This window comes from Faecalicatena orotica, assembly GCF_003149245.1.
GTDB classification, from domain to species: domain Bacteria; phylum Bacillota; class Clostridia; order Lachnospirales; family Lachnospiraceae; genus Faecalicatena_A; species Faecalicatena_A orotica.
Map to the genome: position 1 here is coordinate 163892 of NZ_QGDL01000001.1, position 14860 is coordinate 178751.

Here is a 14860-nt window from a genome sequence, read left to right on the forward strand (position 1 = left end):
AATTACATCCATTAGATTAAAATTGCCTTGACCAAAGAGAAATTATGGAGAAAAGCAGAATGACTAAAGAGAAAATACCTGCAGGCAGCTATCCTGCAGGTTATATAAAAGAGCTGTACGAATTGGAAATATCAGTGTTAGAACAGAATAAAATACTGGATTGTATCACTTATCATCTGACAAATGATACGCCTGATCTGAAAAAAGAGGCAGGCCGGGAAGCTGTTAAAAAGAAAAGTCTGTCGGAGACATTCCGGGCAGCATTTTTCCTGTGTGTTCCATGCATTTTAATCATTCTGATCATATCGGCAGTGACGGCGCTGTTCAATAGTGTCAGTAAAGAATTGTTGAAAAATGTTGAGGCGGGGCTGGCCGGTTCCATATCTACATACTATAAGATTACGGTTGTGCTCTGTATAATTGTTTGTGTTTTTGTCTGCTATATGAGAATTATGCAGGACAGGGATGATGCAGAAAAGAATAGAGTTATCCTGATCCAGAATCATTTTCAGGATTATAAAGCGAGTCTCCAGTTCCAATACAATATTGGCCGTCAGAATTTAATACGGACTAATCAAATACTGGAGGCACGGTATAATACCCTGGATATAGCCCACCGGTACCGTGGGCTGGTTCCCATAGCTTCTATTTATCAATATCTGTCAGATGGGAGATGCCTTAATCTGGAAGAAGCGTGTGACCTGTACGAAAGTGAATCAGAGCAGGGCCTCGTTGCCCGGGATATAGATAACCTGGAGGAAAGGCAGGGCCGGACCGGGGAAAACCAGAGCATGCTGTACAATGCAGTCAAAGAGGCAGATCATACATATACAAAAATAAGGGCAGATATCCAAAGACTTGCGGATGAGGCCCGTATCATTCCGCCGGAATCCGAACTGAGAAAGTACAATGCAGTAATATCAGCCCAGCTGTCAGCAGAAAACATCTAATAACCGCCATATTCCAGCCCAGCCAGAAGCGTGCCCCCAGGCACAATCAGGAGTCCCTCCCTGAAAATGGAAACTTTTGATTCAAATTCCAGCAAAGAAGGGGTGCATTCTGGCACCGGGGCATTTTTAATCATAAATCTGAGTAAGCCTCCGCAGTCTGGCGGAGTCTTACTCAGTTCTTAAATTAATCAAATAAATCCCTCAATTACTACTCATATTTTATAGATCCCCTCATATATTGTTTAAAGAGGTGGACAAGATGAATGAAAATAGCAGAAAACAGCAGGTGCTTCAGGTACTTGCGCGTCCGGTCCGTTCAGTTGTTGAGAATGAGGCTCTGGATTTTAAAAAGGTACAGGAAATCCGGCTTCGGATTGGGAAGCCTCTGATGGTCATTTATAACAATGAGGAGCGGATACTGCCAAATGGGCAGCCGGAAGGACACGTTGTTACGAGAGATGAGATCAGGGAGACACTGGAATATACCAGTCATTACTCACTCTATGCCTATGAACATGAGATGAGACAGGGATTCATTACCATTGAAGGAGGGCACCGTGTGGGAGTGATGGGAAAAGCAGTACTGGAAGGAGACCACGTGAAGAATCTCCAGTACATTTCTTCCGTGAATATAAGGATGTCCCATGAGGTGCTGGGGTGTGCGGATAAGATTCTGCCTTACATTACGAAGAATGCACAGGTGTGCCATACGCTTGTTATTTCCCCGCCGAGGTGCGGGAAGACGACCTTGATCCGGGACCTGATAAGGCAGATTTCAGATGGAAATACCTATGTAAAAGGGTGTACGGTTGGCGTGGTTGATGAAAGGTCTGAGATCGGCGGCTGCTATCTGGGAGTAGCCCAGAACGAGCTGGGAATGCGCACCGATGTGCTGGACTGTTGTCCGAAAGCGGAGGGGATGATTATGCTGATCCGTTCTATGGCGCCGCAGGTGATTGCGGTGGATGAAATCGGTTCGGCGGAGGATATCCATGCGATTGAGTATGCAATGCAGTGCGGATGCAAGATGATTGCAAGCGTACATGGACTTACGATGGATGAGGCACATGATAAGCCTGTGCTTGGCAGGCTGATAAAAGAACGCAGGTTTGAACGCTATATAGTACTGGGAAATGAAAAACGGCCTGGAGAGGTGAAGGCAATCTATGATGAACGGGGGAGCCTGCTATGCAGAGATTTATAGGGAGCCTGCTTATTATAGCGGCGACTACGGGGGCAGGGATTGCCTACGGCACGGAATTGCAGCGGTATCTGGAGAAACTGCTGTATATCCGGCATATTGTGTACATGCTAAAGGGCGAGATTGAGTATTCCAATGCGCCGCTGGGAGAAGTGTTCGGACGAGTTGCCGTGAGAACAAAGGAACCTTACCGGAAGTGGCTTAAGGCTATGGAGAGGCAGGTTGAGTACCGCGAAGAAGATGAGTTTTCCAAGATATGGAACCGTTCCATTGACAGATATTTGAAGGAACTGCATCTGAAAAGTGTCCATTCCATCCAGTTGAAAGAACTTGGAACCTTTTTGGGACAGCTGGACCCGGATACATCCAGCAGGACGATGCAGCTTTATCTGAACCGTCTGGAACTGGAAATAGAAAAAGTGAGAGAAGGAATGGCAGCAAAGAAAAGGATCAGCAACTGTCTTGGCGTGATGGGGGGAATCTTTCTGGTTGTCATACTGATATAACTACAAGTGGGAGGAGTCCATGACCATAAATCTGATATTTAAAATTGCAGCAGTCGGAATATTGGTTTCGATTCTGAGCCAGGTGCTGAAACACAGCGGAAGAGATGAGCAGGCATTTCTTACAAGTTTTGCGGGACTGATCCTTGTATTGTCCTGGGTGCTGCCTTATATCTATGACCTGTTTATATCTATCAAACAGTTATTTTCTCTGTGACACACAGGAACACGGACAGCATAACGAAGCAATAAAAAATGCAGGAGGGGAGTACGTCTATGAGTATGATTCAAATCGGGGCAATCGGTGTCATCGGGGCGCTTTTATCTATTCAGTTTAAGAGCGGCAAATCAGAATACGGTGTCTATATGAGTGTGGCAATCAGTATTCTGATCTTTGTCTGTATTGTAGACAAGCTGGAGCTGTTTGTCAGGACGGTATCCCAGATAAGCCAGTATATCAAGATTGATACAAGCTATATCGCCACGATGCTGAAAATGATCGGAATCACATACATAGCCGAGTTTTCTTCCAGTGTCTGCAAAGATGCCGGATACCAGACAATTGCAGTCCAGATCGAAATCTTCAGCAAACTTACGATTCTTGCCCTTGGGATGCCGGTATTGCTTGCCCTTCTGGAGACGATCAGGGAGTTTCTGGCATGAAACATAAAAAAAAGATGATAAAGTGGAAATATATGTTATGTCTTGTTTTTCTGGCCGTCGTCATAATGGGGCCGGGACAGCTGATTGTATATGCGGCAGAAGTGGATACGGAAGATACAGAGGTAGATTACGGTGAAGTCGAGAGTGAAACAGAGAGCAGACTGTTCTCTGAGTTTGATTTTACGGAAATTGATGACAGCCTTAAGAAAATCTTCCCAGATGAAAAAATGAGTTTTCAGGAACTGGTTTCTTCCTTAATCGACGGGGGAGGGGAAGGTGCCGGGAAACTGGTCCTTGAGTTCATAAAGGACCAGCTGGGTTATGAATTCCGTTATAACAGGCAGAATCTGGCGTATATGCTGCTGATTGCGGTCATAGCTGCAGTCTTTACGAATTTTTCCAATGCATTTCAGAATAAGCAGGTATCCGAGATCAGTTTTTATGTCTTATACATGCTGCTGATTACGATGTGCCTGAATGCATTCAGGATTGCAATGGCCGGGATCGAAGGGCATCTGGAGATCCTGCTGGACTTTATGCGCGTGCTGTGTCCAAGCTATTTTCTTGCTGTGGCGATTGCCTCCGGAAGCAGCAGTTCCCTAATTTTTTACAACATTGTACTTTTCCTGATCTATATTGTAGAGGTACTGATTCTGAAATTCCTGCTTCCGATTGTCAACATTTATATTATGGTACAGGTGATGAACTATCTGGCGGGAGAGGAATACTTGTCCCAATTCGCGGAATTGTTAAAAAAGCTGGTCGCCTGGATCCTTAAGACACTTGTAACCTGTGTAATCGGAATCAATCTGATCCAGGGCATGCTGGCCCCGGCAATCGACGCCCTTAAGAGGAGTGCATTGACAAAGGCGGCGGAAGCGATTCCGGGGATTGGCAATGCGATCGGCGGTGTGACGGATGTGGTACTGGGGACTGCCGTGCTGATTAAGAATGGAATCGGTATGGCGGGGGCGGCCATTCTGATCGCGGTCTGTGCAGTCCCTATTCTGCAGATGGCAGTGATGACACTGATGTATAAGCTGGCGGCCGCTCTGGTCCAGCCTGTTTCGGATAAACGGATTACCGGGTGCATCAGCAGCGTGAGCGAGGGGTATGAGCTTCTGGTAAAGGTTGTATTTTCAACAGGGGTCCTATTCCTGCTTACCATTGCGGTTGTGACAGCAACGACAACCTGACGGGGGATGGAGATGTTTGAGTTTTTATATGAATGGATACAGAATCTGGCATTTTATCTGGTCATTATTACGGCAGTGCTCCAGATTCTTCCGGGAAAGAACTATAAGAGATATATCCAGTTTTTTTCCGGCATGGTAATGATTCTGCTTATGCTTACACCGGTTCTGAAGCTGACAGGTAAGGAAGACACCTTCTACAGCCTGTATCACAGCAAGGAATATGAGATGGAAAAAGAGGAAATTGAGAGGCAGAAAGATTATTTAAAGGATCTGGACATTCTGGATTTTCTCCCTGAAGAATATCAGGAAGGGACTGACCATGAGGAGGAAGAGTCTCAAAATAAGGTAGAAGTGGAGGATATACAGGTTGGACAATAAGTGGAAAGCCCTGCTGGGTAAGCTTAAAGATAAAAAAATGCTCCCTAAAAAAAATCAGCTGCTGATTCTCCTGCTCGTTGGAATCCTCCTTGTGGTGATTGCGATTCCAACTCCGGATAAGAAGAAAAATGCAGGGGACAGTGATTCAGCCGCGTCTGCGGGCACGGCGGATAATGGCTACCCGGATACAAGTGAGGAATATGAGGAATATCTGGAAAACAGAGTTGCCAGGGCGCTGGAATATGTCGAGGGGGTCGGAAAGACAGAGGTGATGATTACCTTAAAATCTTCCGGACAGAAAATCATAGAGAAGGACCAGCAGCAGAGCAGCCAGAAGACCGATGAGGAGGACAGCTCGGGAGGCACAAGGACCGTGCAGGACAATTCGAGTGATAAAACAAGCATCTATGAGCAGGGGGCGGACGGTTCGCAGTCGCCTTATGTGAGTAAGGAAATGACACCGGAAATAGCCGGTGTCATTGTAATCGCGGACGGGGGAGATAATGCAGTCGTAGTACAGAATATTACTGAAGCAATACAGGCATTATTCGGTGTAGAGGCGCATAAAATAAAAATAATGAAAAGGACTGATACATAAAAGGAGGATTCCAAGTGAAGCGTTTATTTAAGAAAAATCAGATCATCATTACTACTTTGGCAGTTATGATTGCCATTGCCGGATACCTGAATTATTCAGGGCGGCTGTTCGGAGAAACGGAGAAAAGTACTACAGAAGCAAATGCAGAGCTGGCAAACAAGGAGCTCTTGGACATCTCGGAAGAAGATGTTGAGACAGGGACAGGGGACATTGCAAGCAATGATTCCGAGGTGGAAGGAACACCGGGGGCAGCGGTGCTGACTAACGGCGGAACAGATACGACGGTAGCGCAGGCTAAAGTGGCCAGAGAACAGGTCCGTGCCCAGAATAAAGAAACTCTTCAGGCAATTATCGACAATACAAATATCAGTGATGAGGAGAAACAGGATGCAGTTGCACAGATGGTCAAGATGACAGAGCTTTCTGAGCAGGAAGTGGCAATCGAAACACTGATGGCTTCCAAAGGATTTTCAGATGCAGTGGTAAGCCTGACGGCTGATTCTGCCGATATCGTCGTAGACAGTGCAGAACTGACAGATGCGAACCGCGCCCAGATCGAGGATATTGTGACAAGGAAGACAGAAATTTCACCGGAAAATATAGTAATTACTCCTATCCATGAAAGCGGGGAATAGGAAGGCTACATAAATACTGGAAATATTTTGCACAATTCAACTATAAAAAGAATCAAACGTGTAAAAAATTCTGGAAATTGGGCAGAATATTTCCAGCAAACAATTGCGGCGTCCCTGTTATTGTGTTAAAATTATTCGTATCTGTCCAGAACAGTTACGATGATGCATCATGTTCAGCAGCAGAATAGGAGATTTGAAAGATATGTCAGAGATTACGAATGAAATAAAGAAAAGAAGAACATTTGCGATAATATCCCACCCGGATGCCGGAAAGACTACTCTTACGGAGAAGTTCCTGCTTTATGGCGGCGCCATCAACCAGGCGGGGTCCGTGAAAGGAAAAGCGACTGCAAAGCATGCAGTATCAGACTGGATGGAGATTGAGAAGGAAAGAGGTATTTCCGTCACATCATCCGTGCTGCAGTTTAATTATGGCGGCTTCTGTATTAACATCCTGGATACACCGGGGCATCAGGATTTCTCGGAGGACACGTACCGCACGCTGATGGCGGCGGATTCGGCCGTGATGGTGATAGATGCATCAAAGGGTGTTGAGGCACAGACGAGGAAGCTGTTTAAGGTTTGTGTTATGAGGCACATCCCGATTTTTACGTTTATCAATAAGATGGACAGGGAGGCGAGGGATACTTTCGAGCTTTTAGATGAGATCGAGAAGGAACTGGGAATTGCAACCTGCCCCATTAACTGGCCGATTGGTTCAGGAAAGGCTTTTAAAGGGGTATTTGACAGGGAACAGAAGGAAGTAGAACTCTTTTCCGATACAAATAAAGGCACCACAACAGGTGAAGTGCGCAAGATTGATGTCAATAACCCGGAGCTCGACTGGATACTGGGTACAGAGGCGAAGATCGCTCTGGAGGACGAGATTGAACTGCTGGATGGCGCTTCAGCGGAATTTGATCAGGAGATGGTTAATAAGGGAGAACTTTCCCCCGTATTCTTCGGATCTGCACTGACAAATTTCGGGGTTGAGACATTTCTGGAGCACTTCCTGAAAATGACAACCTCCCCGCTTCCCAGAATGTCGGATCACGGTGAGATTGATCCGATGAAAGAAGAGGATTTTTCTGCATTTGTATTTAAGATTCAGGCGAATATGAATAAGGCACACAGAGACAGAATCGCATTTATGAGAATCTGTTCCGGTGCGTTTGAAGCAGGGATGTCCGTCTATCATATACAGGGCGGGAAAGAAGTGCGCCTGTCCCAGCCCCAGCAGATGATGGCAAGCGAGAGAAAGATCATCGAAAATGCATACGGCGGCGACATCATCGGCATTTTTGACCCCGGTATTTTTTCTATCGGGGATACACTTACAACATCGAAAGAACGGTTTGCATACGAAGGAATCCCAACCTTTGCTCCGGAACACTTTGCAAGGGTGCGGCAGATGGATACCATGAAACGGAAGCAGTTCGTAAAAGGAATCAACCAGATCGCACAGGAAGGTGCGATTCAGATATTTCAGGAATACAACACCGGTATGGAAGAGATCATTGTCGGTGTAGTAGGCGTTCTGCAGTTCGACGTACTGAAATACCGCCTGAAGAACGAATACAATGTTGAAATCCGTCTGGAAAACCTTCCGTATGAATATATCAGATGGATTGAAAATGAAGAGATCAACATGGATAAACTGGTAGGAACCTCAGACATGAAGAAGATCAAGGACTTAAAAGACCGTCCGCTTTTGTTGTTTGCACACGAGTGGAGCATTCGCATGACACTGGACCGCAACAAGGACTTAAGGCTATCTGAATTCGGACGTTCCTGATATTTCCCTTTGCAAACATAGGGATATTTGTTATAATGTAAAAAGGATGAAAAAAGATTCAAACCGACAGGAGGTTTTTACAAATGGCAAAGGATGAAAGAAATACCTATTCAATACAGAACGACTCCAGCTTAGGAGAAGTTAAGATTGCAGACGAAGTAGTTGCAATCATAGCAGCACTGGCCGCTACAGAAGTAGAGGGTGTTGCATCAATGGCAGGGAATATCACAAACGAGCTGATCAGCAAGCTCGGCATGAAGAACCTTTCCAAAGGCGTAAAGGTGGACGTGCTTGAGGGCGTAGTGACCGTATCACTGGCACTGAACCTGAAATATAACTACAGTATCATGGAGATCTCTTCCAAGGTACAGGAAAAAGTAAAAAATGCTGTCGAGAACATGACAGGACTCGAAGTAGCAGACGTCAACATCAAAGTAGCAGGCGTCGAGATGGAGAATCAGGAGTAGGATAGCGGATGGCAAGTGGGCGACAGGGGTCCACTTTGTGAGGGGACGGGCGGTGAGCTGTGCCGGATGGGCCTGTACCGTTGCAGAGTGCACGTCGTTTGCTAACGGATTCTAAGAACAAAAAAGCGGAAAACAGAGGTACGGCTGACACATCACGGGAAAATTGATATTTTCCCGCTCTGGGTCAGCCAGAAACGTGATTCGGAATCACGTTTCTCCCTCTGTTTTCCGCTTTTTTATTCTAAGAATTCGTAAGCCGCACTTTAAGCACTCTGCAACGGCACAGGCCCATCCAGCCCAGCTCACCACCCGCCCCCTCACAAAGCTGGGCTTCTTCCGGCCGTATGCATAGCGCTTCCTGCGGAAGCTGATGCGGGGTGCGGCAGAATTTTTATGGTTGGATGAAACGGAATTGGGGTCAGGAGGGTATACTTTTTAAAGACAATACGAAAGAGGAGCAGAACGAGGAAATTACAATTACGCATAAGAAAGTACAAAGGTGTATATTGAAATGGCTGATAGATTATCGTATAATTATTTGAACGTGAGATAAACGAATTTGAATTTTTAGGGGAGGGAGTAACATGGTAGTTGATGTATATAAAAATTGTCCTAACTATGAAAATGAATTTTATATGCTGAGAATGGTAAATAAAGAGGATAAAGCAGATTTGTTAAAAGTGTATTCTGATGAAAAATCCTTACTATTCTTTAATAGTGATAATTGTGGTGGGGATGATTTTCACTATATAACTGAAAACAGAATGGAACAGGCGATTGAATATTGGCTTTGGGAGTATAATAGACATGGATTCGTCCGTTGGACGATTGTTTCAAAGGAAACAAATGAAGCAATAGGTACGATAGAGCTTTTCCACAGAGAAGCCGAGGATTATTTTACAGATTGTGGTTTGCTTAGACTGGATATTCGAAGCGATTATGAAATTGAAAGTGAAATTGTTAAAATCCTAAAGTTGATAATCGAACCCGCATATATACTGTTTCATTGCGATAAAATCGCTACAAAAGCTATTACATCAGCGACAGAACGTATCTCGGCATTGAAAAAGTTAGGATTTAAACACACAACGGAAAAACTAATAGGACATGATGGAACAGAATATGAGTCATATTTCATTTTAGAGAAATAAATTCAGTTTGGAAAGAAGGTCTCAGAATAAGGAAAATATTGTTAAACTTTGGAAAAATCCAAATGGAGCCAAATTTTAAAGAAATTAAATCATTAGCCTGATATTGATATCGACATTGAGAATTCCAGCGAATTCATACGCCTTCACGGCAGTGAGCCCCCGCAGGGGAACGTGTTTTCTGCACTTGGATGAACCGAGCTTGACGGGAGGGGAAACGAGGGGCGGGGAAAGGGACCGGTGTGGGGGTGGATTTGCATAAATGAGACTTAGCAGGACTTAATAAAAAGTGGCCGGATCAGCGGAATGAAATTTGTTTTCCAAAACAAATTTCAACGAGGGCTAAGCTTTGTTTGCATCAGGCAAACAGAGCGCATTCCTCGGATTTCCACTGATCCGGCCGCTTTTTATTTAGACCTGCTTAGTAGAATGATCTGCAATCCAAACCCATCCCGGTCCCTTTCCCCGCCCCTCGTTTCCCCTTCTGGCAAGCGGCCCTTTAACTATACTGCCAGATAACGCCGCCAGATAACGCATTTTTAAATTGCAATGGGTGGGGATTGTGTTGTATAATGATTAGGTCGCAATACATCCTTTATTTTCTAACGGATGTAAATGGAAAGGAGACACTATGGTAAGAAGAGAACTTCGGGAACATATTTTTAAGATGCTGTTCCAGATTGAATTTAATGAGATGAGTGATATGCCGGAGCACCTGGAGCTTTATTTTGAAAATCTGCTTAGTGCTTCAGATGATGATAAAGAATACATAAAGACAAAGTTCGAAGCAATTGTGTCCAGAGTGGAAGAAATTGACAAGATTTTGAATGAGAAGACGACCGGGTGGAAGACTATAAGGATGAGCAAGGTTGATCTTACGATTCTGCGTCTTGCAGTTTATGAGATGAAGTGGGATGATGATGTGCCGACAGGGGTTGCGATCAACGAGGCTGTGGAACTGGCGAAGAGATTCAGCGGCGAAGAAGGGCCTGCATTTGTGAATGGCGTACTTGCAAAGCTGACAGATGAAAGGTCAGAGAAGGATAAACAGAAAGATGCGTAATGTCTATACAGTAAGGCAGGTTAACACATATATTAAGAATATGTTCACCCAGGACTTTATGCTGAACAGGATATATATCAAGGGTGAGGTGTCTAATTGTAAATATCATACGTCAGGGCATATATATTTTTCGTTAAAGGATGAGTCCGGCACGATAGCCTGCGTAATGTTCGCGGGTTCGCGGTCAGGGCTTTCTTTTCGTATGCAGGAGGGCCAGCAGGTGGTTGTGCTGGGATCTGTCAGTGTATATGAGAGGGACGGAAAGTACCAGCTCTATGCAAAAGAAATCATACTTGACGGCGCGGGGCTCCTTTATGAGAAGTTTGAGGCACTGAAAAAGGAACTGGAAGAGATGGGCATGTTTGCAAAGGACTATAAGCAGCCTATTCCCCAATATGTAAAGACAGTCGGGATTGTGACGGCGCCTACGGGTGCTGCCGTGCGTGATATTATTAATATTGCATCCCGCAGGAACCCTTATGTGCAGCTGATTCTGTACCCTGCGCTTGTGCAGGGGGAGGGGGCGGTACAGAGTATTGTCCGCGGAATCAGGACACTGGAGGAAAGAGGCGTGGATGTCATGATCGTCGGCCGCGGTGGCGGTTCGATCGAAGACCTCTGGGCTTTTAACGAAGAGGCGGTTGCAAGGGCGATATTTGACTGCCGTGTACCGGTGATTTCTGCGGTCGGACATGAGACCGATACAACGATCGCCGATTATGTTGCTGATTTACGTGCACCGACGCCTTCGGCCGCTGCGGAGCTGGCTGTTTATGAATATCTTGGAACGGCCGGTGTGATGCGGGAATACGAGGCGCGCATGAGGCGCAGTATGATGCAGCGGATTACGAGGGAGAGAAGCCGTGCAGGACAGGCTGCACTGAAGTTAAAACTGGCACACCCGAGGCAGAAGCTGCTTCAGCAGAGACAACGTGCGGCAGATACGGAGCAGAGACTGCGGTTTTTGATGGAAGACTGCCTTAGGAAGAAGCGGCACCGGTTTGCACTCTATGTAGAACAGATGAAAGGTTTATCGCCCCTTGCAAAGCTGAACCAGGGGTATTCCTATGTAGAAGGGAATGCCGGTGAAAATATAAAGTCTGTGCATCAGACAAAACAGGGGGATCTAGTAAGAATTTATATGACGGATGGAAGTATCCGTGCAGAGGTAAAAGAGATTGCGGAGGTGACAGAAGATGGCAGGTAAGACGGCCGCTAAGGCGAAAGAAGCCAAACAGGAGAAGAAGCTCTCTCTGGAGGAATTGTTCGAAAGTCTGGACGGGGTTGTTGCCAGACTGGAAGGGGAGGATGTATCTCTGGAAGAATCATTCCAGCTTTATCAGAAGGGGATGGAGATGCTAAAAGAGTGCAACGAAACAATCGATACTGTAGAGAAAAAGGTTCAGATACTGGATGAGGATGGAGAGACTCATGAATTTTAAAGAAGCATACCAGAAAAAAGTAGAAGAAATTGAACGTATACTGAGAAAATACCTCCCTGAGAAGGAAGGGTTCCAGAAAGTGATTATGGAAGCAATGGAATACAGCCTGATGGCGGGCGGCAAGAGACTCAGGCCCATGCTGATGCAGGAGACTTACAGGCTGTTCGGCGGGAATGATGTTGTAATTGAACCGTTCATGGCGGCGATAGAGATGATCCATACTTACTCCCTTGTTCATGATGACCTGCCGGCGATGGATAATGATGACTACCGCCGCGGAAGAAAGACGACCCATGTTGTGTACGGGGAGGACATGGGTATTCTGGCCGGTGACGCACTACTGAATTACGCGTTTGAGACTGCTGCGAAGGCCTTTGACCTGTCTGCCAAGGACAGTCTGAGGATTGGGCGGGCCATTCAGATTCTGGCCGGTAAAGCAGGAATCTACGGGATGATAGGCGGCCAGGTGGTAGATGTAAAGTCTGCCGGAACAACTGTTTCCGGAGAAGTACTGGATTTCATTTACCAATTAAAGACAGGGGCTTTGATGGAATCGTCAATGATGATCGGGGCGGTGCTTTCCGGTGCGGATGAGGCGCAGGTTAAAACAGTAGAAGAGATAGCAGGCAAGGTTGGACTGGCTTTCCAGATTCAGGATGATATCCTTGATGTCACCAGCACCGCCGAGGTGCTTGGTAAACCAATCCACAGTGACGAGAAGAACGAGAAGACTACTTACGTCACATGGAAAGGGCTTGAGGAGGCTAAAAAACTTGTGGAACAGATTTCACAAGAGGCAGTACTAAAGCTGGATGGCCTGAATCCAAAGGATGACTACCTAAAGGAACTGCTGGTGTCACTGATTAGCCGTGACAAATAAAAAAGTACCGTAAAGAGCAGGCAGACTGCTTTAGGGCTGAAACTAAGTAAGAGAGAGGGATTCCTTATGATACTGGAGAAAATTCAAAAGGAAAACGATATAAAAGAACTGGAGCCGGAAGAACTGGGGCCGCTGGCGGAAGAGATCAGGGAATTTCTAATCGAAAAAATTAGTAATACGGGGGGCCATCTAGCGTCGAACCTGGGCGTGGTGGAGCTTACTATGGCCCTGCATCTGGTATTCGACCTGCCTGACGACAAGCTGATCTGGGATGTGGGGCATCAGGCATATACCCATAAGCTTCTGACAGGCCGGAGGGCCGGGTTTGATGATCTTCGGAAGTATGGCGGCATGAGCGGGTTCCCAAAGCGCAAGGAAAGTGACTGCGATGCCTTTGATACGGGCCACAGTTCTACATCCATCTCGGCGGGACTCGGATATGTGGCTGCCAGAGACATTCTGGGAGAAGAACACCATGTCGTGTCCATCATTGGGGACGGTTCCATGACGGGTGGGATGGCTTATGAGGCATTGAATAATGCCGCACGCCTGAAAAGTAATTTTATCATCGTTCTCAATGACAACAATATGTCTATTTCTGAGAATGTGGGAGGCATGTCCAGATATCTGAACGGCCTGCGTACGGCAGAGGCATATGTCGGCTTGAAAAAAGGCGTGGAAGATACGCTTATGAAAATTCCCGTGCAGGGAGAGAAGATCGTGCACCAGATGAAAAAGACGAAGAGCGGATTAAAGCAGCTAATCGTTCCCGGTATGTTTTTCGAGGATATGGGGATCACGTATCTCGGTCCTGTGGACGGACATGACGTGAGAAAACTTTACAAAATCTTAAATGAGGCCAAGCGTGTTGACCATGCGGTCCTTGTCCATGTGCTGACAAAAAAGGGCAAAGGCTATGAACCAGCGGAGAAGAATCCTTCCAGATTCCACGGGACAGGTCCTTTCGTGATAGAAACGGGGGAGGCTAAGTCCTCCGGCGGAAAAGACAGCTATACGGATGTATTTTCAAAGGTTTTGTGCGATATTGGCAGACATGATGAAAAGGTCACTGCAATCACTGCAGCAATGGCAGGGGGAACCGGGCTGGACCGTTTCCAGAAGTATTTCCCTGACCGGTTTTTTGATGTGGGGATCGCGGAGGAACATGCACTTACCTTTGCGGCAGGACTGGCGGCAGGCGGAATGAAACCGGTGGTTGCCCTGTACTCCTCGTTCCTGCAGAGGGCATATGACCAGACGATCCACGATATCTGCCTGCAGAAGCTTCCTGTTGTGCTTGCCGTGGACCGTGCGGGCCTGGTGGGAAGTGACGGGGAGACCCATCAGGGACTGTTCGACCTTTCATTTTTATCCACCATCCCGAATATGACGGTTATGTCTCCCAAGAACCGCTGGGAGATGGCGGATATGGTACGTTTTGCGGTTGACTTCGGTTATCCGGTTGCTCTGAGGTATCCTCGCGGGGAAGCGTACGAGGGACTGAAAGAGTTCCGTGAAAAGCTGCAGTATGGCCGAAGTGAGATCTTGTATGAGGAAGAAGATATTGCAATCTTTTTTGTAGGGCATATGGCTTCTATCGCTGAGAAGGTGCGGATCCGGTTAAAAGATATCGGGTACAGCTGCAGTCTGGTCAATGCAAGGTTTGTCAAGCCGCTGGATCAGGATGTACTGGAACAGCTGGCTGCGGAACATGAGCTTTTCGTCACAATCGAGGAAAACGTCCTAACAGGCGGATATGGCGAACAGGTTCTGGAATATGTCTCAAGGGCGCGTCTGGGTGTGCATATGCTGAATATCGGGATACCCGATGATTATGTAGAGCACGGCAATGTAGATGTGTTGCGCAGGGAAGTCGGCCTGGACGAGGAGACCATCGTAAAACAGATTATTACAGAATACTTGACGATAAGGAAAGAATAG

At 46.3% G+C, this 14860-nt stretch carries 18 protein-coding genes; 17 read left to right on the top strand and 1 reads right to left on the bottom strand.

The annotated features are described in order from the left end of the window. Positions 1–59: 59 nt before the first annotated feature. Complete coding sequence (locus A8806_RS00745; RefSeq protein ID WP_146203242.1) at positions 60–950, top strand: hypothetical protein; 891 nt, start codon at positions 60–62, stop codon at positions 948–950. On the opposite strand, the gene A8806_RS26040 is transcribed toward A8806_RS00745, so the two are convergent. After that, positions 947–1084, bottom strand: a complete 138-nt coding sequence (locus A8806_RS26040) for a hypothetical protein (protein ID WP_181368530.1) — start codon at positions 1082–1084, stop codon at positions 947–949. The genes A8806_RS00745 and A8806_RS26040 overlap by 4 nt on opposite strands. A 125-nt stretch (positions 1085–1209) precedes the next feature. Between A8806_RS26040 and spoIIIAA the strand changes: the two genes are divergently transcribed. From spoIIIAA to dxs, 16 genes are all read left to right on the top strand, one after another. Further along, positions 1210–2154 (top strand): stage III sporulation protein AA, encoded by a 945-nt coding sequence (spoIIIAA, locus tag A8806_RS00750; protein ID WP_109729252.1) that lies wholly within the window; start codon positions 1210–1212, stop codon positions 2152–2154. Further along, the gene (locus A8806_RS00755) at positions 2139–2657 is read left to right on the top strand and encodes a stage III sporulation protein AB (RefSeq protein WP_109729253.1); all 519 of its coding nucleotides are present in this window, start codon (positions 2139–2141) and stop codon (positions 2655–2657) included. The genes spoIIIAA and A8806_RS00755 overlap by 16 nt, the downstream gene beginning before the upstream one ends. Before the next feature lie 19 nt (positions 2658–2676). Further along, a complete protein-coding gene (spoIIIAC, locus tag A8806_RS00760) occupies positions 2677–2871 on the top strand; it encodes a stage III sporulation protein AC (RefSeq protein ID WP_109729254.1) in 195 nt (64 codons plus the stop codon). A gap of 59 nt (positions 2872–2930) precedes the next feature. After that, a complete protein-coding gene (locus A8806_RS00765; RefSeq protein WP_109729255.1) occupies positions 2931–3317 on the top strand; it encodes a SpoIIIAC/SpoIIIAD family protein in 387 nt (128 codons plus the stop codon). After that, the gene (locus tag A8806_RS00770) at positions 3314–4513 is read left to right on the top strand and encodes a stage III sporulation protein AE (protein WP_242995913.1); all 1200 of its coding nucleotides are present in this window, start codon (positions 3314–3316) and stop codon (positions 4511–4513) included. Before A8806_RS00765 ends, A8806_RS00770 begins: the two co-directional genes overlap by 4 nt. A gap of 12 nt (positions 4514–4525) precedes the next feature. Further along, complete coding sequence (locus A8806_RS00775) at positions 4526–4891, top strand: stage III sporulation protein AF (protein ID WP_109729256.1); 366 nt, start codon at positions 4526–4528, stop codon at positions 4889–4891. Then, entirely contained in the window at positions 4881–5489 is a 609-nt protein-coding gene (locus A8806_RS00780; RefSeq protein WP_242995914.1) for a stage III sporulation protein AG, read from the top strand. The genes A8806_RS00775 and A8806_RS00780 overlap by 11 nt, the downstream gene beginning before the upstream one ends. Positions 5490–5503: 14 nt before the next feature. Further along, positions 5504–6124, top strand: coding sequence for a SpoIIIAH-like family protein (locus tag A8806_RS00785; RefSeq protein ID WP_109729257.1), 621 nt, complete (start codon positions 5504–5506; stop codon positions 6122–6124). Positions 6125–6326: 202 nt separating this feature from the next. Then, entirely contained in the window at positions 6327–7919 is a 1593-nt protein-coding gene (locus A8806_RS00790; RefSeq protein WP_109729258.1) for a peptide chain release factor 3, read from the top strand. An 83-nt stretch (positions 7920–8002) separates the two neighbouring features. After that, the gene (locus A8806_RS00795; protein ID WP_109729259.1) at positions 8003–8386 is read left to right on the top strand and encodes an Asp23/Gls24 family envelope stress response protein; all 384 of its coding nucleotides are present in this window, start codon (positions 8003–8005) and stop codon (positions 8384–8386) included. A gap of 584 nt (positions 8387–8970) precedes the next feature. Beyond that, positions 8971–9537 (top strand): GNAT family N-acetyltransferase, encoded by a 567-nt coding sequence (locus tag A8806_RS00800; protein WP_109729260.1) that lies wholly within the window; start codon positions 8971–8973, stop codon positions 9535–9537. A gap of 628 nt (positions 9538–10165) precedes the next feature. Further along, positions 10166–10597, top strand: a complete 432-nt coding sequence (gene nusB / locus A8806_RS00805) for a transcription antitermination factor NusB (RefSeq protein WP_109729261.1) — start codon at positions 10166–10168, stop codon at positions 10595–10597. Next, positions 10590–11804: an exodeoxyribonuclease VII large subunit gene (gene xseA, locus A8806_RS00810; RefSeq protein ID WP_109729262.1), complete on the top strand. Its 1215-nt coding sequence runs from the start codon at positions 10590–10592 to the stop codon at positions 11802–11804. Before nusB ends, xseA begins: the two co-directional genes overlap by 8 nt. Then, on the top strand, positions 11794–12039 hold the full coding sequence (gene xseB, locus A8806_RS00815; RefSeq protein ID WP_109729263.1) for an exodeoxyribonuclease VII small subunit: 246 nt from the start codon (positions 11794–11796) through the stop codon (positions 12037–12039). Before xseA ends, xseB begins: the two co-directional genes overlap by 11 nt. Next, complete coding sequence (locus A8806_RS00820) at positions 12029–12919, top strand: polyprenyl synthetase family protein (RefSeq protein ID WP_109729264.1); 891 nt, start codon at positions 12029–12031, stop codon at positions 12917–12919. The genes xseB and A8806_RS00820 overlap by 11 nt, the downstream gene beginning before the upstream one ends. Positions 12920–12985: 66 nt before the next feature. Then, positions 12986–14860, top strand: a complete 1875-nt coding sequence (dxs, locus tag A8806_RS00825) for a 1-deoxy-D-xylulose-5-phosphate synthase (protein WP_109729265.1) — start codon at positions 12986–12988, stop codon at positions 14858–14860.

Coding starts and splice junctions, on each gene's coding strand:
- A8806_RS00745 (WP_146203242.1), top strand. CDS start 60: ATGACTAAAGAGAAAATACCTGCAGGCAGCTATCCTGCAGGTTATATA.
- A8806_RS26040 (WP_181368530.1), bottom strand. CDS start 1,084: ATGATTAAAAATGCCCCGGTGCCAGAATGCACCCCTTCTTTGCTGGAA.
- spoIIIAA (WP_109729252.1), top strand. CDS start 1,210: ATGAATGAAAATAGCAGAAAACAGCAGGTGCTTCAGGTACTTGCGCGT.
- A8806_RS00755 (WP_109729253.1), top strand. CDS start 2,139: ATGCAGAGATTTATAGGGAGCCTGCTTATTATAGCGGCGACTACGGGG.
- spoIIIAC (WP_109729254.1), top strand. CDS start 2,677: ATGACCATAAATCTGATATTTAAAATTGCAGCAGTCGGAATATTGGTT.
- A8806_RS00765 (WP_109729255.1), top strand. CDS start 2,931: ATGAGTATGATTCAAATCGGGGCAATCGGTGTCATCGGGGCGCTTTTA.
- A8806_RS00770 (WP_242995913.1), top strand. CDS start 3,314: ATGAAACATAAAAAAAAGATGATAAAGTGGAAATATATGTTATGTCTT.
- A8806_RS00775 (WP_109729256.1), top strand. CDS start 4,526: ATGTTTGAGTTTTTATATGAATGGATACAGAATCTGGCATTTTATCTG.
- A8806_RS00790 (WP_109729258.1), top strand. CDS start 6,327: ATGTCAGAGATTACGAATGAAATAAAGAAAAGAAGAACATTTGCGATA.
- A8806_RS00795 (WP_109729259.1), top strand. CDS start 8,003: ATGGCAAAGGATGAAAGAAATACCTATTCAATACAGAACGACTCCAGC.
- A8806_RS00800 (WP_109729260.1), top strand. CDS start 8,971: ATGGTAGTTGATGTATATAAAAATTGTCCTAACTATGAAAATGAATTT.
- nusB (WP_109729261.1), top strand. CDS start 10,166: ATGGTAAGAAGAGAACTTCGGGAACATATTTTTAAGATGCTGTTCCAG.
- xseA (WP_109729262.1), top strand. CDS start 10,590: ATGCGTAATGTCTATACAGTAAGGCAGGTTAACACATATATTAAGAAT.
- xseB (WP_109729263.1), top strand. CDS start 11,794: ATGGCAGGTAAGACGGCCGCTAAGGCGAAAGAAGCCAAACAGGAGAAG.
- A8806_RS00820 (WP_109729264.1), top strand. CDS start 12,029: ATGAATTTTAAAGAAGCATACCAGAAAAAAGTAGAAGAAATTGAACGT.
- dxs (WP_109729265.1), top strand. CDS start 12,986: ATGATACTGGAGAAAATTCAAAAGGAAAACGATATAAAAGAACTGGAG.